A 13,894-nucleotide genomic window follows, 5' to 3' on the forward strand; every position below is an offset into this window, starting at 1 on the left:
TCAGATCAACGGGCCACGCCCAGGGTGTAGGTACCGGTGCTGCCCGACAGCCCGCTGACCCGATTCACCCCGAGCACCACCGGCACGGCGGTGCCGCCCGAATTGGTCACGTAAATGGTCTCGGTCAGTCCACTGCCATTGCGGCTGGCCACGAGCAGCTTGCCATTGCTCATGTACACGGCCAGGTCGTAGTTCGACGCACTGTTGGGCTTGAGCGTGAGGGTCACCCGCGTGCCCGCCGGGATGCTGAGCTTGAAGTAGTCGACATCGCTGGTGCTGCCGATGGTGCCGCTGACCGTCATGGGGATGCTGGCGATGTTATTGCCCGCAGAAAAGCTGTTGTTGCTCTCGGTTTCCTTCATGCCGGTGCTGGGCGCAGGCGCCGGGGCAGGTGCTGGAGCAGGTGCGGGAGCGGGGGCCGTGCTGGTGGTGCCCGCCGCTGCATTGACTGCGGCCTGCGCATTGACGATGCCCGAGCCGCAACCACTGCAGGCCGCAGGGAAGGCCCTGGAAGTGGACTTCAAGGTGCTGGCCACGGTGTCGGGCGACAGGCTGCTGTTGACCGACAGCATCAGGGCCACCACGCCGCTCACATGCGGTGTGGCCATCGAAGTGCCCATGTACTGGGCGTAGTTGTCGCTGCCTGGTGTGGTGGTGCCGCTGTTGAGGGTCGACAAGATGCCGAAGCTGCCGTCGCCACCGGGCGCGGCCAGCGCCACCTTGCTGCCGAAGTTCGAGTAGGAAGCCTTGCCACCGGTCTTGCCCACGGCTGCCACGGTGATCACCCCAGCGCAGCTGGCCGGGGTCTTGTTGGCCACGTCGGCATTCTCATTGCCGGCCGCCACCACCACCACGGCCCCGCGGCTGCGGGCCGCGTTGATGGCGTTTTGTGTGGTGGTGTCGCAGGTGCCATTGCCGCCCAGCGACAGGTTGATCACCTTGGCTGGCGTGGCATTGGCCGGCACGCCGGCGACGGTGCCACCCGAGGCCCACACGATGCCATCGGCAATGTCCGAGGTGTAGCCCCCGCAGCGCCCCAGCACACGCACGGGTTGCACCTTGGCACCATGGGCCACACCGGCCACACCGATGCCGTTGTTGGCGGCTGCGCCCACCGAGCCCGCTACGTGCGTGCCGTGCCAGGTGCTGTTGCTGGCGGGCGAGCCTGAATAACAGAAGCCCGAAGCCACGGCATCACCCGGGTCGGTCGGGTCGGCGTCTCGGCCCGTGCCGTCGTTCGACACCTTGGTGTCGGCGATGAAGTCATAGCCCGCGACCAGGTTGGCCTTGAGGTCGGCATGGGCACGCACACCCGTGTCCAGCACGGCCACCACCACGTTCCTGCCGGTGCTGCGGTCCCAGGCCGTGGGCAGGTTCATGCCAGCAGCGGCGTCGAAGTAGGCCCATTGCTGCGCGTACATCGGGTCAGAGGGCGTGGCCTGCGGGTGCAGGATGCGGTCGGGTTCTGCGTATTCGACATTGGCATCGCCGCTTCGCAGGTCGGCCGCCAGGGCCTTGAGCTGGGTGACGGGCATCGCGCGGCTGACCTGGATCACATCCGAGCCCGAGGCCATGCGCCGCAGGTGCGACAGGCGCACACCTTGCCGGTTGCCCGCCACCTGCGCGATCCTCAGCGCCGAACTGCTCGGGGCCGTGACCACCAGCGAGGCGTTGCGGTACTTCACGATGAGGCGATCGGTGACCGGCTCTGTTGAAGCCGCCTTGAGCAGCAAGGTGGGCTGGGCCTGGGCGGGGGCGTGGCTCAGACAGGCCAGCGCGATCACACTGCAAGCCAGGGGCGAAACGAACAAGAGGGCGACGTGCATAGGGCCTCAACAACAGACAGCCCGGCGGGACGTGACGGCGCCCGACCGGCAGCCCCGCTGCCATGGCAGCGAAGCTGCGTTAGGCCGGTGGCTTTGCGTCCCGGGCTTTCACCCGGTTTGCGATGCGTGAATGCTAGCGAGGACCCGGTAGCGGGCCTAGGTGGACAAGCGATCGGCGCCCCGCAAAGGCGCCCGCAGTGCGCAATAGCGCACGCATGTCAGGGCTGCACAGCGTGTTCAGCCAGGCAGGGTTTCATCCGGGAAAAACAGCTCGGCCCCCGGCACCCTCAGCACCACATGGCTTTCGGCCACGGCCACACAGGGCAGGATGCAGCCTTGGGCCTTTTCATCCAGCGACAGGCTGGGCCACTCGATGGTGTGCCGCACCTGGCCAGACACCTTCACGCACAGGCAGGTGCGGCAAGTGCCGTTCTGGCACGAGCGCGGCAGCCACACGCCCACGGCCTGGGCCGCCTTGAGCAGGCTGACGTGCCCGCTGGCATGGAACACCCAGCCCTGGGGCTCGATGCGCACCTCGAACTCGGCGGTGGGGGAAGCGTCGACCGGGGACATGCCTGCCAGCGTCAGAGGAAGCGCTCCAGCAACTTGCGGGAATGCTTGTCCATGCCCATGCGATCCGGGATGGACCACACCACGCCATGGCTGCTGTTGATCAGCAGGGCCGAGCCCGGCAGGCGGCGGATGTCGTCTTCCGACTTCAGAATGAAACTGGTGGGCCCTCGGTCGGTTTCGACCGTCCAGGTGCTGGGCGTGGCGAACGTGGACACATCGAGCAGCGCACGGATCACCGGCACGAAATCACGGCTGGCCAGCTCTTCACGGATCAGCTCGGCCATGGCGGCCGGCACCTGCGACAGGCGATCGATCCACAGCAGCTCGTGGCCGTCGCTGCCCACCAGCGACACACCCTCGTCGGGCGCACTCAAAGGAAAGGCCCGCACAGGCACGACGCCCTCGTGGCGCTGCCCCTGGGCATCGGTGTAGACCAGCAGGCCGTGGGCATCGCGCTGCAGGCTGAGGTTCTGGAAGGTCATGGGTTCAGGGTTCCGGCGAAGGCCATTCAAGGGTCACCAGGCTCATTCGGCATCCAGGGCCGCGTCCTGCTCGGCCTTGCGGGCCTGGGCTTCGTACAGGCGCCAGTAGGCGCCCTGGCGGGCCATCAGTTCGTCGTGCGGGCCCACCTCCACCACCTGGCCGCGGTCCATCACCACCAGGCGATCGGCCTTGCGCAGCGTGGACAGGCGGTGCGCAATGGCGATGGTGGTGCGGCCTTGCACCAGGTTGTCGAGCGCGCGCTGGATTTCCTTTTCGGTCTCGGTGTCGACCGCCGAAGTGGCCTCGTCCAGGATCAGGATGCGCGGGTTGATCAGCAGCGCGCGGGCAATGCTGATGCGCTGGCGCTCGCCGCCCGACAGGCCCTGGCCACGTTCACCCACCAGCGAGTCATAGCCCTGCGGCAGGCGCAGGATGAACTCGTGCGCGTGGGCTGCACGGGCCGCGGCCACGATCTCTTCGCGGGTGGCGTCGGGCTTGCCGTAGGCGATGTTCTCGGCGATGGTGCCAAAGAACAGGAAGGGTTCCTGCAGCACCAGGCCGATGTGGCGGCGGAAATCCGACACGCCGATGCGGCGGATGTCGACGCCGTCGAGCTTGATGGCGCCATCGGTCACGTCGTAGAAGCGGCAGATCAGGTTGACCAGCGTGCTCTTGCCCGAGCCGCTGTGGCCCACCAGGCCGATCATCTCGCCCGGCTTGATCTCCAGGTTCAGGCTGCGGATGACCGAACGGCTGCCATAACGGAAGCCCACCGACTCCATCTGCAGGCCGCCCTGCACCGTCTTGAGCGGCACCGGGTGGGCCGGCTCGGGCACGCTGCTGACGTGGTCGAGGATGTCGAAGATGCGCTTGGCGCCGGCCGCAGCCTTCTGCGTGACCGACACGATGCGGCTCATGGAATCGAGGCGCCCGTAAAAGCGCCCGATGTAGGCCAGGAAGGCGGTCAGCACACCCACGGTGATGTCGTGGTGCGAGATCAGCCAGATGCCGAAGGCCCAGACCACCAGCAAGCCGATCTCTGTCATCAGGGCCACGGTGGGCGAAAACAGCGACCAGGTCTTGTTCAGGCGGTCGTTGATCTCGAGGTTGTGCTGGTTGGCATCCTTGAAGCGCTGGGCTTCTCGGGCCTCCTGGGCAAAGGCCTTGACCACGCGGATGCCCGGGATGGTGTCGGCCAGCACGTTGGTGACCTCGCCCCACACGCGGTCGATCTTTTCAAAGCCGGTGCGCAATCGGTCACGCACCAGGTGGATCAGCCAGGCGATGAAAGGCAGCGGGATCAGGGTGACCAGCGCCAGCCAGGGGTTGATCGACAGCAGGATGCCGGCGGTCATGGTGATCATGAGCACGTCGGTGGCGAAATCGAGCGCATGCAGCGACAGGAACACGCTGAGGCGGTCGGTTTCCGAACCGATGCGGGCCATCAGGTCACCTGTGCGCTTGGAGCCGAAATAATCGAGCGACAGGCCCAGCAGGTGGTCGAAGGTGGCGGTGCGCAGGTCGGCACTGATGCGCTCGGACACCAGGGCCAGCAGGTAGGTGCGCGCCCAGCTCAAGGCCCAGGCCACCACGGCCGAGCCCAGCAGCCCGCTGAGCAGCCAGGCCACCAGGTGCGGGTCGATGGCCTGCCCGTTCTGGAACGGGATCAGCACCTTGTCCATCAGGGGAATGGTGAGGTAAGGCGCCACCAGGGTGGCCGCAGTGGAGGCCAAGGTCAGCAGAAAGCCGGCCAGCAGCTGCCCTTGGTAAGGTTTGGCGAAGCGCCACAGGCGCAGCAACACCCAGGTCGACGGTGGGGTTTCCAGCTCGCGGCTGCAAACCGGGCAATCGTCGGCATCGGGCGGCAACTGAGCCTTGCAGCTCGGGCACTGGGTCAGGTCCTCGTCCGACACCTGGGGGCCGTGGGCCATGTCGTGCAGTCGGCGCTCGAACTGTTCCACCAGACGCAAAACGGGCACCTGGCTGCCCAGGGTGAAACGCCAGACGTGCAAGCGACTGGCCGCGTCGTGCAGGGCCAGGGTGCCCACCCCGGCATGGTCGTGGTGCTGAAGGCGCAGACCCGGGTTCAGGGGCCAGGCACGCCACTGCCCACCCTCTTCCAGGGTCAACAGGCGCTGATCTGTGAGGATAATCGGGGCTTTTGTGAAGCGAAGTTTCGCATTCAGGTCAACCTCGGCATTGGCCAGGACGTTTTCATTCACTGCAAGAGGCGCTTGCAGGGCCGCCCGTTCGGGGCCAACATGAACGCCAGAGGCATCCGCGTGAGCGTGTTGGTGCATGGTGGTGATGGTTGGACGAGGCACTCGGACAACGCCTCAAGAACCTCCGCAAGGTTGGCATTCTCGCGCAAGCCGGCCACCCCGCAACCCAGACTTGCAGCCCATGAGCAAGAAGAACGACATCCAACTGCTTCGCATCACCCACCTGCGAGGTCCGAACATCTGGACCTACCGCCCCGCGCTGGAAGTCTGGCTCGACCTCGGTGAACTGGAAGATTTCCCCAGCAACCTGCTGCCCGGCCTGACCGAGCGCCTGACCGGCTGGCTGCCGGCCCTGGTCGAGCACCACTGCGGTGTGGGTGAGCGTGGCGGCTTCCTGCAGCGCCTGGAAGAAGGCACCTGGATGGGCCACGTGCTGGAACACGTGGTGATCGAGTTGCTGAACCTGGCCGGCATGCCCACCGGCTTTGGTCAGACCCGCAGCACCAGCCAGCGCGGCGTGTACCGCATGGTGTTCCGGGCCCGCGACGAACAGGTGGCCCGTTGTGCACTGCAGCAAGGCCACGCCCTGCTGATGGCAGCCATCAACGACGAACCCTTTGACGTGAAAGCGGCCGTCGAACTGGTGCGCGAACAGATCGACGACTGCTACCTGGGACCATCCACCGCCGCCATCGTGGGGGCCGCCACCGACCGCGGCATCCCGCACATCCGCCTGAACGACGGCAACCTGGTGCAGCTGGGCTACGGCGCGGCGCAGCGGCGCATCTGGACGGCCGAGACCGACAAGACCAGCGCCATTGCCGAAAACATCGCCAGCAACAAGGACCTGACCAAGTCGCTGCTCAAATCGTGCGGCGTGCCGGTGCCCGAAGGCGAAGTAGTCGACAGCCCCGAGGCCGCCTGGGAAGCCGCACAAGACATCGGCCTGCCCGTGGTGCTCAAGCCGCTGGACGGCAACCATGGCCGTGGCGTGTCGCTGGAGCTGACCGAGCGCGCCGACATCGAAGCGGCCTTCAAGGTGGCCGAGGCCGAGGGCAGCGACGTGATCGTGGAGCGTTATGTGCCCGGCGACGAGCACCGCCTGCTGGTGGTGGGCGGTCAGGTGGTGGCCGCCGCCCGCGGTGAAAGCCTGTGGATCACGGGCAATGGCCGCGACAGCGTGCGCCGCCTGATCGACGACCAGCTCAATTCCGACCCGCGCCGCGGCGAGGCCGAAGAATTCCCGCTGGAAACCATCATCCTGGAGCGCGAGCCGGCCATGTGCCTGCTGCTGGAACGGCAAGGCCTGAACCCCGAATCGGTGCCTGCCGCCGGGCAGCGCGTGCTGGTGCAGCGCAACGGCAACGTGGCCATCGACTGCACCGACGACGTGCACCCCGACGTGGCCTTTGCCGCCTCGCTGGCCGCGCGCGTGGTGGGCCTGGACATCGCCGGCATCGACCTGGTGGTGAGCGACATCTCCAAGCCGCTGGCCCCGCAACGTGGCGCCATCGTGGAAGTGAACGCGGGACCCGGCCTGCTGATGCACCTCAAGCCCGCAGAAGGCCTGCCCCGCCCGGTGGGCCAGGCCATTGCCGACCACCTGTTCAGCGCCGACGAAACCGGCCGCATCCCCCTGATCGGCATTGGCGGCACGCAAGGCGGCGCCACCATCGCCCGCCTGACCGCCTGGTTCCTGCACCTGAGCGGCAAGCACGTGGGCCTGGCCTGCGGCGACGGTCTGTTTCTGGCCAACCGCCGCGTGGAAACACGCCCCAGCGCCACGTTCGATGCAGGCCAGCGCCTGCTGATGAACCGCGACGTGAACGCCGTGGTGATCGAAAACGGCCCGGCCAGCATCCTGGGGCACGGCCTGGCCTACGACCGCTGCCAGGTGGGCGTGGTGACCGATGCAGCCAGCATCGACGGCCTGGTCCACCACGACGTGCACGAGCACGCGCAGCTGTTCAAGGTGCTTCGCACCCAGATCGACGTGGTGCTGGACCAGGGCACCGGCGTGCTCAATGCCGATGACGCCCTGCTGGCCGACATGGCCGAGCTGTGCGATGGCAGCGTGCTGCTGTACACCACGAACCCCGAGCACCCGGCGGTGCAGGCCCACCGTGCCAGGGACGGCCGGGCCCTGATCGGCCTGCCCGAACACATTCAGATCTTCCAGGGCCAGCAGCCCGCAGGCCGCGTGCCTTTGCAGGGCGCTGCCGCACAGCGCGTGCTGGCCACTCTGCAGGAGCGCCATGGCCTGAACGCTGACGATGCCCGACGCGCCCTGATGGCCGCCGTCGGCGCCGCCTGGTCGCTGGGTGTGGCGCCCGAGCTGGTCAATGCCGGCCTGGAAACCTTTGCCACCACGCTGCCCGCCTGAACGAAAGCGCACGACCGAGAAAGACACGCATGGACGTTTCACGCATCCGAGCCCTGCGCGGCCCCAACCTCTGGAGCCGTCACACTTCCATCGAAGCCGTCGTCAGCTGCAACGACAACGAACGCGACGTGGCCCAGTTGCCCGGCTTCGAAGCCCGCCTGCGCGAGCTGTTCCCGGCCCTGGGGCCGCTGCGCCCGGCCGGCCGGCCGGACGCCATCTCGATGGCCCACGTGCTGGAAACCACCGCCCTGGCCTTGCAGGCCCAGGCCGGCTGTCCGGTCACCTTCAGCCGCACCACGCAGACCGTGGAAGAAGGCACCTACCAGGTGGTGGTCGAGTACAGCCAGGAGGCCGTGGGCCGCAAGGCGTTCGCCCTCGCCGAGGACCTGGTGGGCATGGCGCAGCAGGCTGGCAGTTTCGACATCGACACGGCCATCGCCGAATTGCGCGACCTCGACGAAGACATCCGCCTGGGCCCCAGCACCGGCAGCATCGTGGATGCGGCCGTGGCGCGTGGCATTCCCTACCGCCGCCTGACCGAAGGCTCGCTGGTGCAGTTCGGCTGGGGCAGCAAGCAGCGCCGCATCTGGGCCGCCGAGGTCGATTCCACCTCGGCCGTGGCCGAATCGATCGCCCAAGACAAAGACCTGACCAAGCGCCTGCTGGCCTCGGCCGGCGTGCCCGTGCCCATCGGCCGGCCGGTCACCGACGTGGACGACGCCTGGGCCGTGGCGCAAGAAATTGGGCTGCCCGTGGTGGTCAAGCCGCAAGATGGCAACCAGGGCAAGGGCGTGACGGTCAACATCGTCTCGCGCGAACACCTCGAAATCGCCTACCGGGTGGCTGAAGACATCGGCCAGGTCATGGTCGAGAAGTACCTGCCCGGCAGCGACTACCGCCTGCTGGTGGTGGGCGACAAGATGGTGGCAGCGGCTCGCCGTGACCCGCCCCACGTGATCGGCGACGGTGCGCACACCGTGCGCGAACTGGTCGAACGCGTGAATGCCGACCCGCGCCGTGGTGATGGCCACGCCACCTCGCTGACCAAGATCCGCTTCGACGACATCGCCGTGGCCCGCCTGAAGGTGCAGGGCCTGACGCCCGAGTCGGTGCCCGACAAGGGGCAGCGCGTGATCCTGCGCAACAACGCCAACCTGTCGACCGGTGGCACCGCCACCGACGTGACCGACGACGTGCACCCCGACGTGGCGGCCCGTGCCGTGGCGGCAGCCCGCACCATCGGCCTGGACATCTGCGGTGTGGACGTGCTGGCCGAAAGCGTGCACAAGCCACTGGAAGCCCAAAGTGGCGGCATCGTGGAGGTGAACGCCGCCCCTGGCCTGCGCATGCACCTGTCGCCTTCGTACGGCAAGGGCCGTCAGGTGGGCGAAGCCATGATCCAGCACCTGTACAAGGCCGGTGACGACGGCCGCATCCCGGTGGTGGCCGTGACCGGCACCAACGGCAAGACCACCACCGCGCGCCTGGCGGCCCACCTGTTTGCAGCCACCGGTCTGCGCGTGGGCATGACCAACACCGATGGCGTGTACGTCAACGGTCGCCAGATCGACAGCGGTGACTGCTCGGGCCCGCGCAGCGCACGCAATGTGCTGATGCACCCCGATGTCGATGCCGCCGTGTTCGAGACCGCCCGCGGAGGCATCCTGCGCGAAGGCCTGGGCTTCGACCGCTGCCAGGTGGCCGTGGTGACCAACCTGGGCGCCGGTGACCACCTGGGCCTGAACTACATCACCACGGTGGAAGACCTGGCCGTGCTCAAGCGCGTGATCGTCATGAACGTGGCCGAGACCGGCTACGCCGTGCTGAACGCCGCCGACCCGTTGGTGGCCGCCATGGCGCCCAAGTGTCCGGGCCAGGTCATCTTCTTCGCGCAAGACCACCACGACCCCGTGCTCACGGCCCACCGTGCACAAGGCAAGCGCACCATCAGCGTCGATGGCGACCACATCGTGGTCAGCGAAGGCGCCTGGCGCGAGACCATCGCCCTGCGCGACATCCCGCTGACCCGTGGCGGCCGCATCGGCTTCCAGGTGGACAACGCCATGGCCGCCATCGGCGCGGCCTGGGGCTGCGGCCTCGATTGGGACGCCATTCGCCACGGCCTGCGCAGCTTCGCCAACGACGCCGACAACGCGCCCGGCCGCTTCAATGTGATGGAGTTCCGCGGCGCCACCGTGATCGCCGACTACGGCCACAACCCGGACGCCATGCGCGCCCTGGTGCAGGCCGTGGACGCCCTGCCCGCCAAGCGCCGCTCGGTGGTGATCTCGGGCGCCGGTGACCGCCGCGACGAAGACATCCGCGAGCAGACCCAGATCCTGGGGGCGGCCTTCGACGACGTGGTGCTGTACCAGGACGCCTGCCAGCGTGGCCGGGCCGACGGCGAAGTGCTGGCCCTGCTGCGCGAAGGCCTGCAGGGCGCCAGCCGCACCCGCCAGGTCGACGAGATCACGGGTGAGTTCAAGGCCATCGACCTGGCCCTGGAACGCCTGCAACCGGGCGATCTGTGCCTGGTGCTGGTCGACCAGGTGGAAGAAGCCCTGGCCCACCTGCGCGCCCGCGTGGCGGGCACGGCCTGAGTTTCAGGCTCAGGACGGGTGCTGTGGCACCGGTGACGCCTGCTGCCACTGGCGCAGGGCCTCGTCCCAACGGGGCAGCACCTGCGCCAGGGCCCGGGCCTTCACCGGCCCGAAGCCCTTGATGCCGTCGGGCATCTGCAACAGCGCCTGCGCCTGTTTCAGCGTCGCGGCGGTTGCTGCGTCTGCCCCATCTGCCCCACCTGCGCCACCTGCGCCTGCCGCAGTGGGTGACAGGCGCCCGACCACGGCCTGCAGCGTGGCTTCGTAGCGCGTGATCAGGGCCCGCTCGGTGCGGCGCTCCTCGGTGTGGCCCAACGGGTCCAGCACCGTGCCCCGCAACACCTTGCCACAGGCCAGCAGGCTCAGGGCCCAGCGCCACCCCGGCCCGAAGGCCCGCTTGCGCTCGCCCAGCACGGGCGGAGCCAGGTGAAAGCGCAGCTGCACCGACCCCTCGTATTGCGCAGCCACCTGCGCGTGGAACGTGCGGTCGCTCAGCAGGCGCGCCACTTCGTACTCGTCCTTGTAGGCCATCAGGCGGAACAGCTGCTGCGCCGCGGTGCGGCACAAGGCTTCGTGGGCCGACAAGGCCAGCAGCGGCTGCAAGCTGGCCTCATAACGTCGGGCCCAGGCCGCGTTCTGGTACTGCGTCAGGAAGGCCATGTGGCGGGCCATCAAGGCCTGCAGCGGTTCCGCGGGGTGGCCCGGCTCTGCTCCGTGGGCACGGGGCACCCAGGTCACGGGCCTGGCCGGCAGCGCCTGGCGCATCACGCCCGGCAGGTCAAGGGCGGCACGCCGCCCCCAGTCGAAGGCCGACAGGTTCTGCGCCACTTGCGAGGCGTTCAGCTCCATGGCGCGACACAAGGCTTCGCGGCTCAGTGGAATCCAGCCCTTCTGCCAACAATAGCCCAGCATCAGCGGGTTGGTGAACAGCGCATCGCCCAGCAGGCCTTCGGCCAGCGCCTGGGCATCGAAGCGGACCAGGCGCTGGCCGCTGCCGTCGTCGCCCACGGCCGTCTGGAGCACCGTGTCGCAGGCCTGCTCGGGGTAGCGCCAGCTCGGCTGGTGCACCACGGCGGCCGTGGGGGCGCCGTGCGTGTTCAAGGCCACGTGCGTGCGGCCGGCCGCCATCACGCTCAGGGTGGTGGGCTGGGCTGCCACGATGGCGTCGCAGGCCATGACCAGGTCGGCCTCGGCCGTGGGCACGCGCGTGGTGTGCAGGCAGGCCGGGTCGTCGGCGATCTGGATGTGGCTCCAGGTGGCACCGCCCTTTTGGGCCAGCCCCGCTGCGTCTTGCGTGATCACGCCCTTGCCGTCGATGTGCGCGGCCACGCCCAGCAGCTGCCCGATGGTGATCACACCCGTGCCGCCCACGCCGGCCACCACGATGCCCCAGGGGCGGGGTGCAGCGGGCACCTCAGGTTCAGGCAGGTCAGACAGCGCGTGCCCGCGGGCGGGCGCGAACGACCTGGCGGGAGCGGCTTCTGCGGCGGGGGTTGCAGTGGACGTTGTGGTGGACGTTGCGCCCGCCTGGGCCTGCGGCGCCTTCAGGCGCGGGGCCTGGCCATCGGCGCCCTCCACCGTCAACAGGCTGGGGCAAAAGCCTTTCAGGCACGAGAGGTCCTGGTTGCAGCTGCTGGGGTTGATGCGGCGCTTGCGGCCCAGGGGCGTGTCCACCGGCTCCACGCTCAGGCAGTTCGATTGCACCGAGCAGTCGCCGCAGCCTTCGCACACGGTTTCATGGATCACCACGTGCGAGCGGGCCATTGGCGCCTTGCCACGCTTGCGGCGGCGGCGCAATTCGGTGGCGCAGGTCTGGTCGTAGACCAGGACGGTACAACCCGGTGTGGCACGCAGCTCGCGCTGCAAGGCATCGAGCTCATCGCGGTGGTGCACGGTCACGCCCGGGGCCAGGTCATCGACCTCGTCGTACTTGCTTGGGTCGTCGGTCACCACCACGGTGCGCACCACGCCTTCGGCCTGCAGCTCGCGCGTGATGGCGGGCACCGACAGGTTGCCGTCGAGCGGCTGGCCGCCGGTCATGGCCACCGCGTCGTTGTAGAGAATCTTGTAGGTGATGTCCACACGGGCTGCGATCGATTGCCGCACGGCCAGCAGGCCCGAGTGGAAGTAGGTGCCATCGCCCAGGTTGGCGAACACATGGGCCTCGTTCGTGAACGGGGCCTGGCCCACCCAGCCCACGCCCTCACCGCCCATGGCCGTGAAGGTGCTGGTGCGGCGGTCCATCCAGTTGACCATGTAGTGGCAACCGATGCCGGCCATGGCACGCGAGCCCTCGGGCACACGGGTGGAGGTGTTGTGCGGGCAGCCACTGCAGAACCAGGGCGGCCGCTCGGCGCTGCCGGTGGTGGCCAGCAAGGCCTCGGCCTCGCGCTCCTTGGCCTCGATCACGGCCAGGCGCTCGGCCACATGGCGGCGCACATCCGCATCCACGCGGGCCAGCAGGCCGGTGGCCTCCAGGCGTTGCGCAATGGCCTTGGCGATGAGCGCAGGGTTCAGGTCGGCCTTGGCGCGCAGCAGCCAGTGGCCACTGGGGTTGGGGCGGCTCCACTCGCCACCCGAGCGGTCGGCATGGTCGGGCCCGAACTTGCCCAGCACCTGCGGGCGCACGTCTTCGCGCCAGTTGTACAGCTCCTCCTTGAGCTGGTACTCGATCATCTGGCGCTTTTCTTCGATCACCAGGATCTCTTGCAGACCGGTGGCGAACTCGCGCGTGATGCTGGCCTCCAGCGGCCACACCACACCCACCTTGTGCACACGCAGGCCCAGACGCGCGGCCAGGTCATCGTCAATGCCCAGGTCGACCAGGGCCTGGCGCGTGTCGTTGTAGGCCTTGCCACTGGCGATCAGGCCCAGGCGGGCCTCGGGGCTGTCGATCACGGTGTGGTTCAGCCGGTTGGCGCGCACATAGGCCAGGGCGGCATACCACTTGTGGTCCATCAGCCGGGCCTCTTGCGCCAGGGCCGTGTCAGGCCAGCGGATGTGCAGGCCGCCTTCGGGCATGTCGAACTCGGGCAGCACGATGTGCACGCGGTCGGGGTCGACCCACACGCTGGTTGAGGATTCGACCACCTCCTGGATGGTCTTGAGCCCGGCCCACAGGCCCGAGAAACGGCTCAGGGCCCAGGCGTGCAGGCCCAGGTCCAGGATCTCCTGCACATTGGCCGGGAAGAACACCGGGATGCCGCAGGCCTTGAACACGTGGTCGCTCTGGTGGGCCAGCGACGAACTCTTGGCCACGTGGTCGTCACCGGCCACCGCGATCACGCCGCCATGCCGCGCCGTGCCGGCCATGTTGGCGTGCTTGAACACGTCCACGCTGCGGTCCACCCCCGGGCCCTTTCCGTACCAGAGGCTGAACACGCCATCGAAGCGGCGCTGCTCGGGGTACAGATCGAGTTGCTGCGAGCCCCACACGGCCGTGGCCGCGAGCTCTTCGTTCACCCCGGGCTGGAACACCACCTGGTGCTGCTGCAGGTGCGCACGCGCCTTCCACAGCGACTGGTCATAAGCGCCCAGGGGCGAGCCCCGGTAGCCGCTGACGAAGCCGGCAGTGTTGAGGCCCGCAGCCACATCGCGTGTGCGCTGCAGCATGGGCAATCGCACCAGGGCCTGTACGCCGCTCATGAAGGCGCGGCCATGGTCGAGGGCGTACTTGTCGTCCAGCGTGAGCGACGCCAGCGCACGGCGCACCGAATCGGGCAAGGGAGCGTTCATCACGACCTCCTTTGCGGTGGGAACCACCTCGCGGGCTTGACCACCGCGCTTTCAGTGTAGGCAGCATGCGCG

General features: G+C 68.3%; 7 protein-coding genes and 1 riboswitch. Of the genes, 2 read left to right on the forward strand and 5 right to left on the reverse strand.

Going from position 1 to position 13,894, the window contains the following annotated elements; translation table 11 throughout:
- Window positions 1-5 precede the first annotated feature (5 nt).
- The 4 genes from EYS42_RS11795 to EYS42_RS11810 form a co-directional block, all read right to left on the reverse strand.
- Window positions 6-1,826 (reverse strand): S8 family peptidase, encoded by a 1,821-nt coding sequence (locus EYS42_RS11795; RefSeq protein WP_130968359.1) that lies wholly within the window; start codon window positions 1,824-1,826, stop codon window positions 6-8.
- Between the two features lie 44 nt (window positions 1,827-1,870).
- A riboswitch (cyclic di-GMP riboswitch) is annotated at window positions 1,871-1,958 on the reverse strand.
- A 105-nt stretch (window positions 1,959-2,063) separates the two neighbouring features.
- On the reverse strand, window positions 2,064-2,399 hold the full coding sequence (locus tag EYS42_RS11800) for a 2Fe-2S iron-sulfur cluster-binding protein (protein ID WP_130968360.1): 336 nt from the start codon (window positions 2,397-2,399) through the stop codon (window positions 2,064-2,066).
- A gap of 11 nt (window positions 2,400-2,410) precedes the next feature.
- Window positions 2,411-2,881 carry a cyanophycin metabolism-associated DUF1854 family protein gene (locus EYS42_RS11805; protein WP_130968361.1) on the reverse strand — a complete coding sequence of 157 codons (471 nt, stop codon included), beginning with the start codon at window positions 2,879-2,881 and terminating at the stop codon, window positions 2,411-2,413.
- Between the two features lie 42 nt (window positions 2,882-2,923).
- Window positions 2,924-5,182 carry a cyanophycin metabolism-associated ABC transporter gene (locus EYS42_RS11810; RefSeq protein WP_130968362.1) on the reverse strand — a complete coding sequence of 753 codons (2,259 nt, stop codon included), beginning with the start codon at window positions 5,180-5,182 and terminating at the stop codon, window positions 2,924-2,926.
- Between the two features lie 103 nt (window positions 5,183-5,285).
- Between EYS42_RS11810 and EYS42_RS11815 the strand changes: the two genes are divergently transcribed.
- A complete protein-coding gene (locus EYS42_RS11815) occupies window positions 5,286-7,487 on the forward strand; it encodes a cyanophycin synthetase (protein ID WP_130968363.1) in 2,202 nt (733 codons plus the stop codon).
- 29 nt (window positions 7,488-7,516) lie between these two features.
- Window positions 7,517-10,087, forward strand: a complete 2,571-nt coding sequence (gene cphA / locus EYS42_RS11820) for a cyanophycin synthetase (protein ID WP_130968364.1) — start codon at window positions 7,517-7,519, stop codon at window positions 10,085-10,087.
- Between the two features lie 9 nt (window positions 10,088-10,096).
- On the opposite strand, the gene EYS42_RS11825 is transcribed toward cphA, so the two are convergent.
- The gene (locus EYS42_RS11825; RefSeq protein ID WP_130968365.1) at window positions 10,097-13,822 is read right to left on the reverse strand and encodes an indolepyruvate ferredoxin oxidoreductase family protein; all 3,726 of its coding nucleotides are present in this window, start codon (window positions 13,820-13,822) and stop codon (window positions 10,097-10,099) included.
- Between the last annotated feature and the right edge of the window lie 72 nt (window positions 13,823-13,894).

Source organism: Aquabacterium lacunae (genome assembly GCF_004310865.1).
Classification (GTDB): Bacteria; Pseudomonadota; Gammaproteobacteria; order Burkholderiales; family Burkholderiaceae_C; genus Aquabacterium; species Aquabacterium lacunae.

What these genes read in the sequence shown, in the direction of transcription:
- EYS42_RS11795 (WP_130968359.1), bottom strand. Translation starts at nt 1,826, where the DNA reads ATGCACGTCGCCCTCTTGTTCGTTTCGCCCCTGGCTTGCAGTGTGATC.
- EYS42_RS11800 (WP_130968360.1), bottom strand. Translation starts at nt 2,399, where the DNA reads ATGTCCCCGGTCGACGCTTCCCCCACCGCCGAGTTCGAGGTGCGCATC.
- EYS42_RS11805 (WP_130968361.1), bottom strand. Translation starts at nt 2,881, where the DNA reads ATGACCTTCCAGAACCTCAGCCTGCAGCGCGATGCCCACGGCCTGCTG.
- EYS42_RS11810 (WP_130968362.1), bottom strand. Translation starts at nt 5,182, where the DNA reads ATGCACCAACACGCTCACGCGGATGCCTCTGGCGTTCATGTTGGCCCC.
- EYS42_RS11815 (WP_130968363.1), top strand. Translation starts at nt 5,286, where the DNA reads ATGAGCAAGAAGAACGACATCCAACTGCTTCGCATCACCCACCTGCGA.
- cphA (WP_130968364.1), top strand. Translation starts at nt 7,517, where the DNA reads ATGGACGTTTCACGCATCCGAGCCCTGCGCGGCCCCAACCTCTGGAGC.
- EYS42_RS11825 (WP_130968365.1), bottom strand. Translation starts at nt 13,822, where the DNA reads ATGAACGCTCCCTTGCCCGATTCGGTGCGCCGTGCGCTGGCGTCGCTC.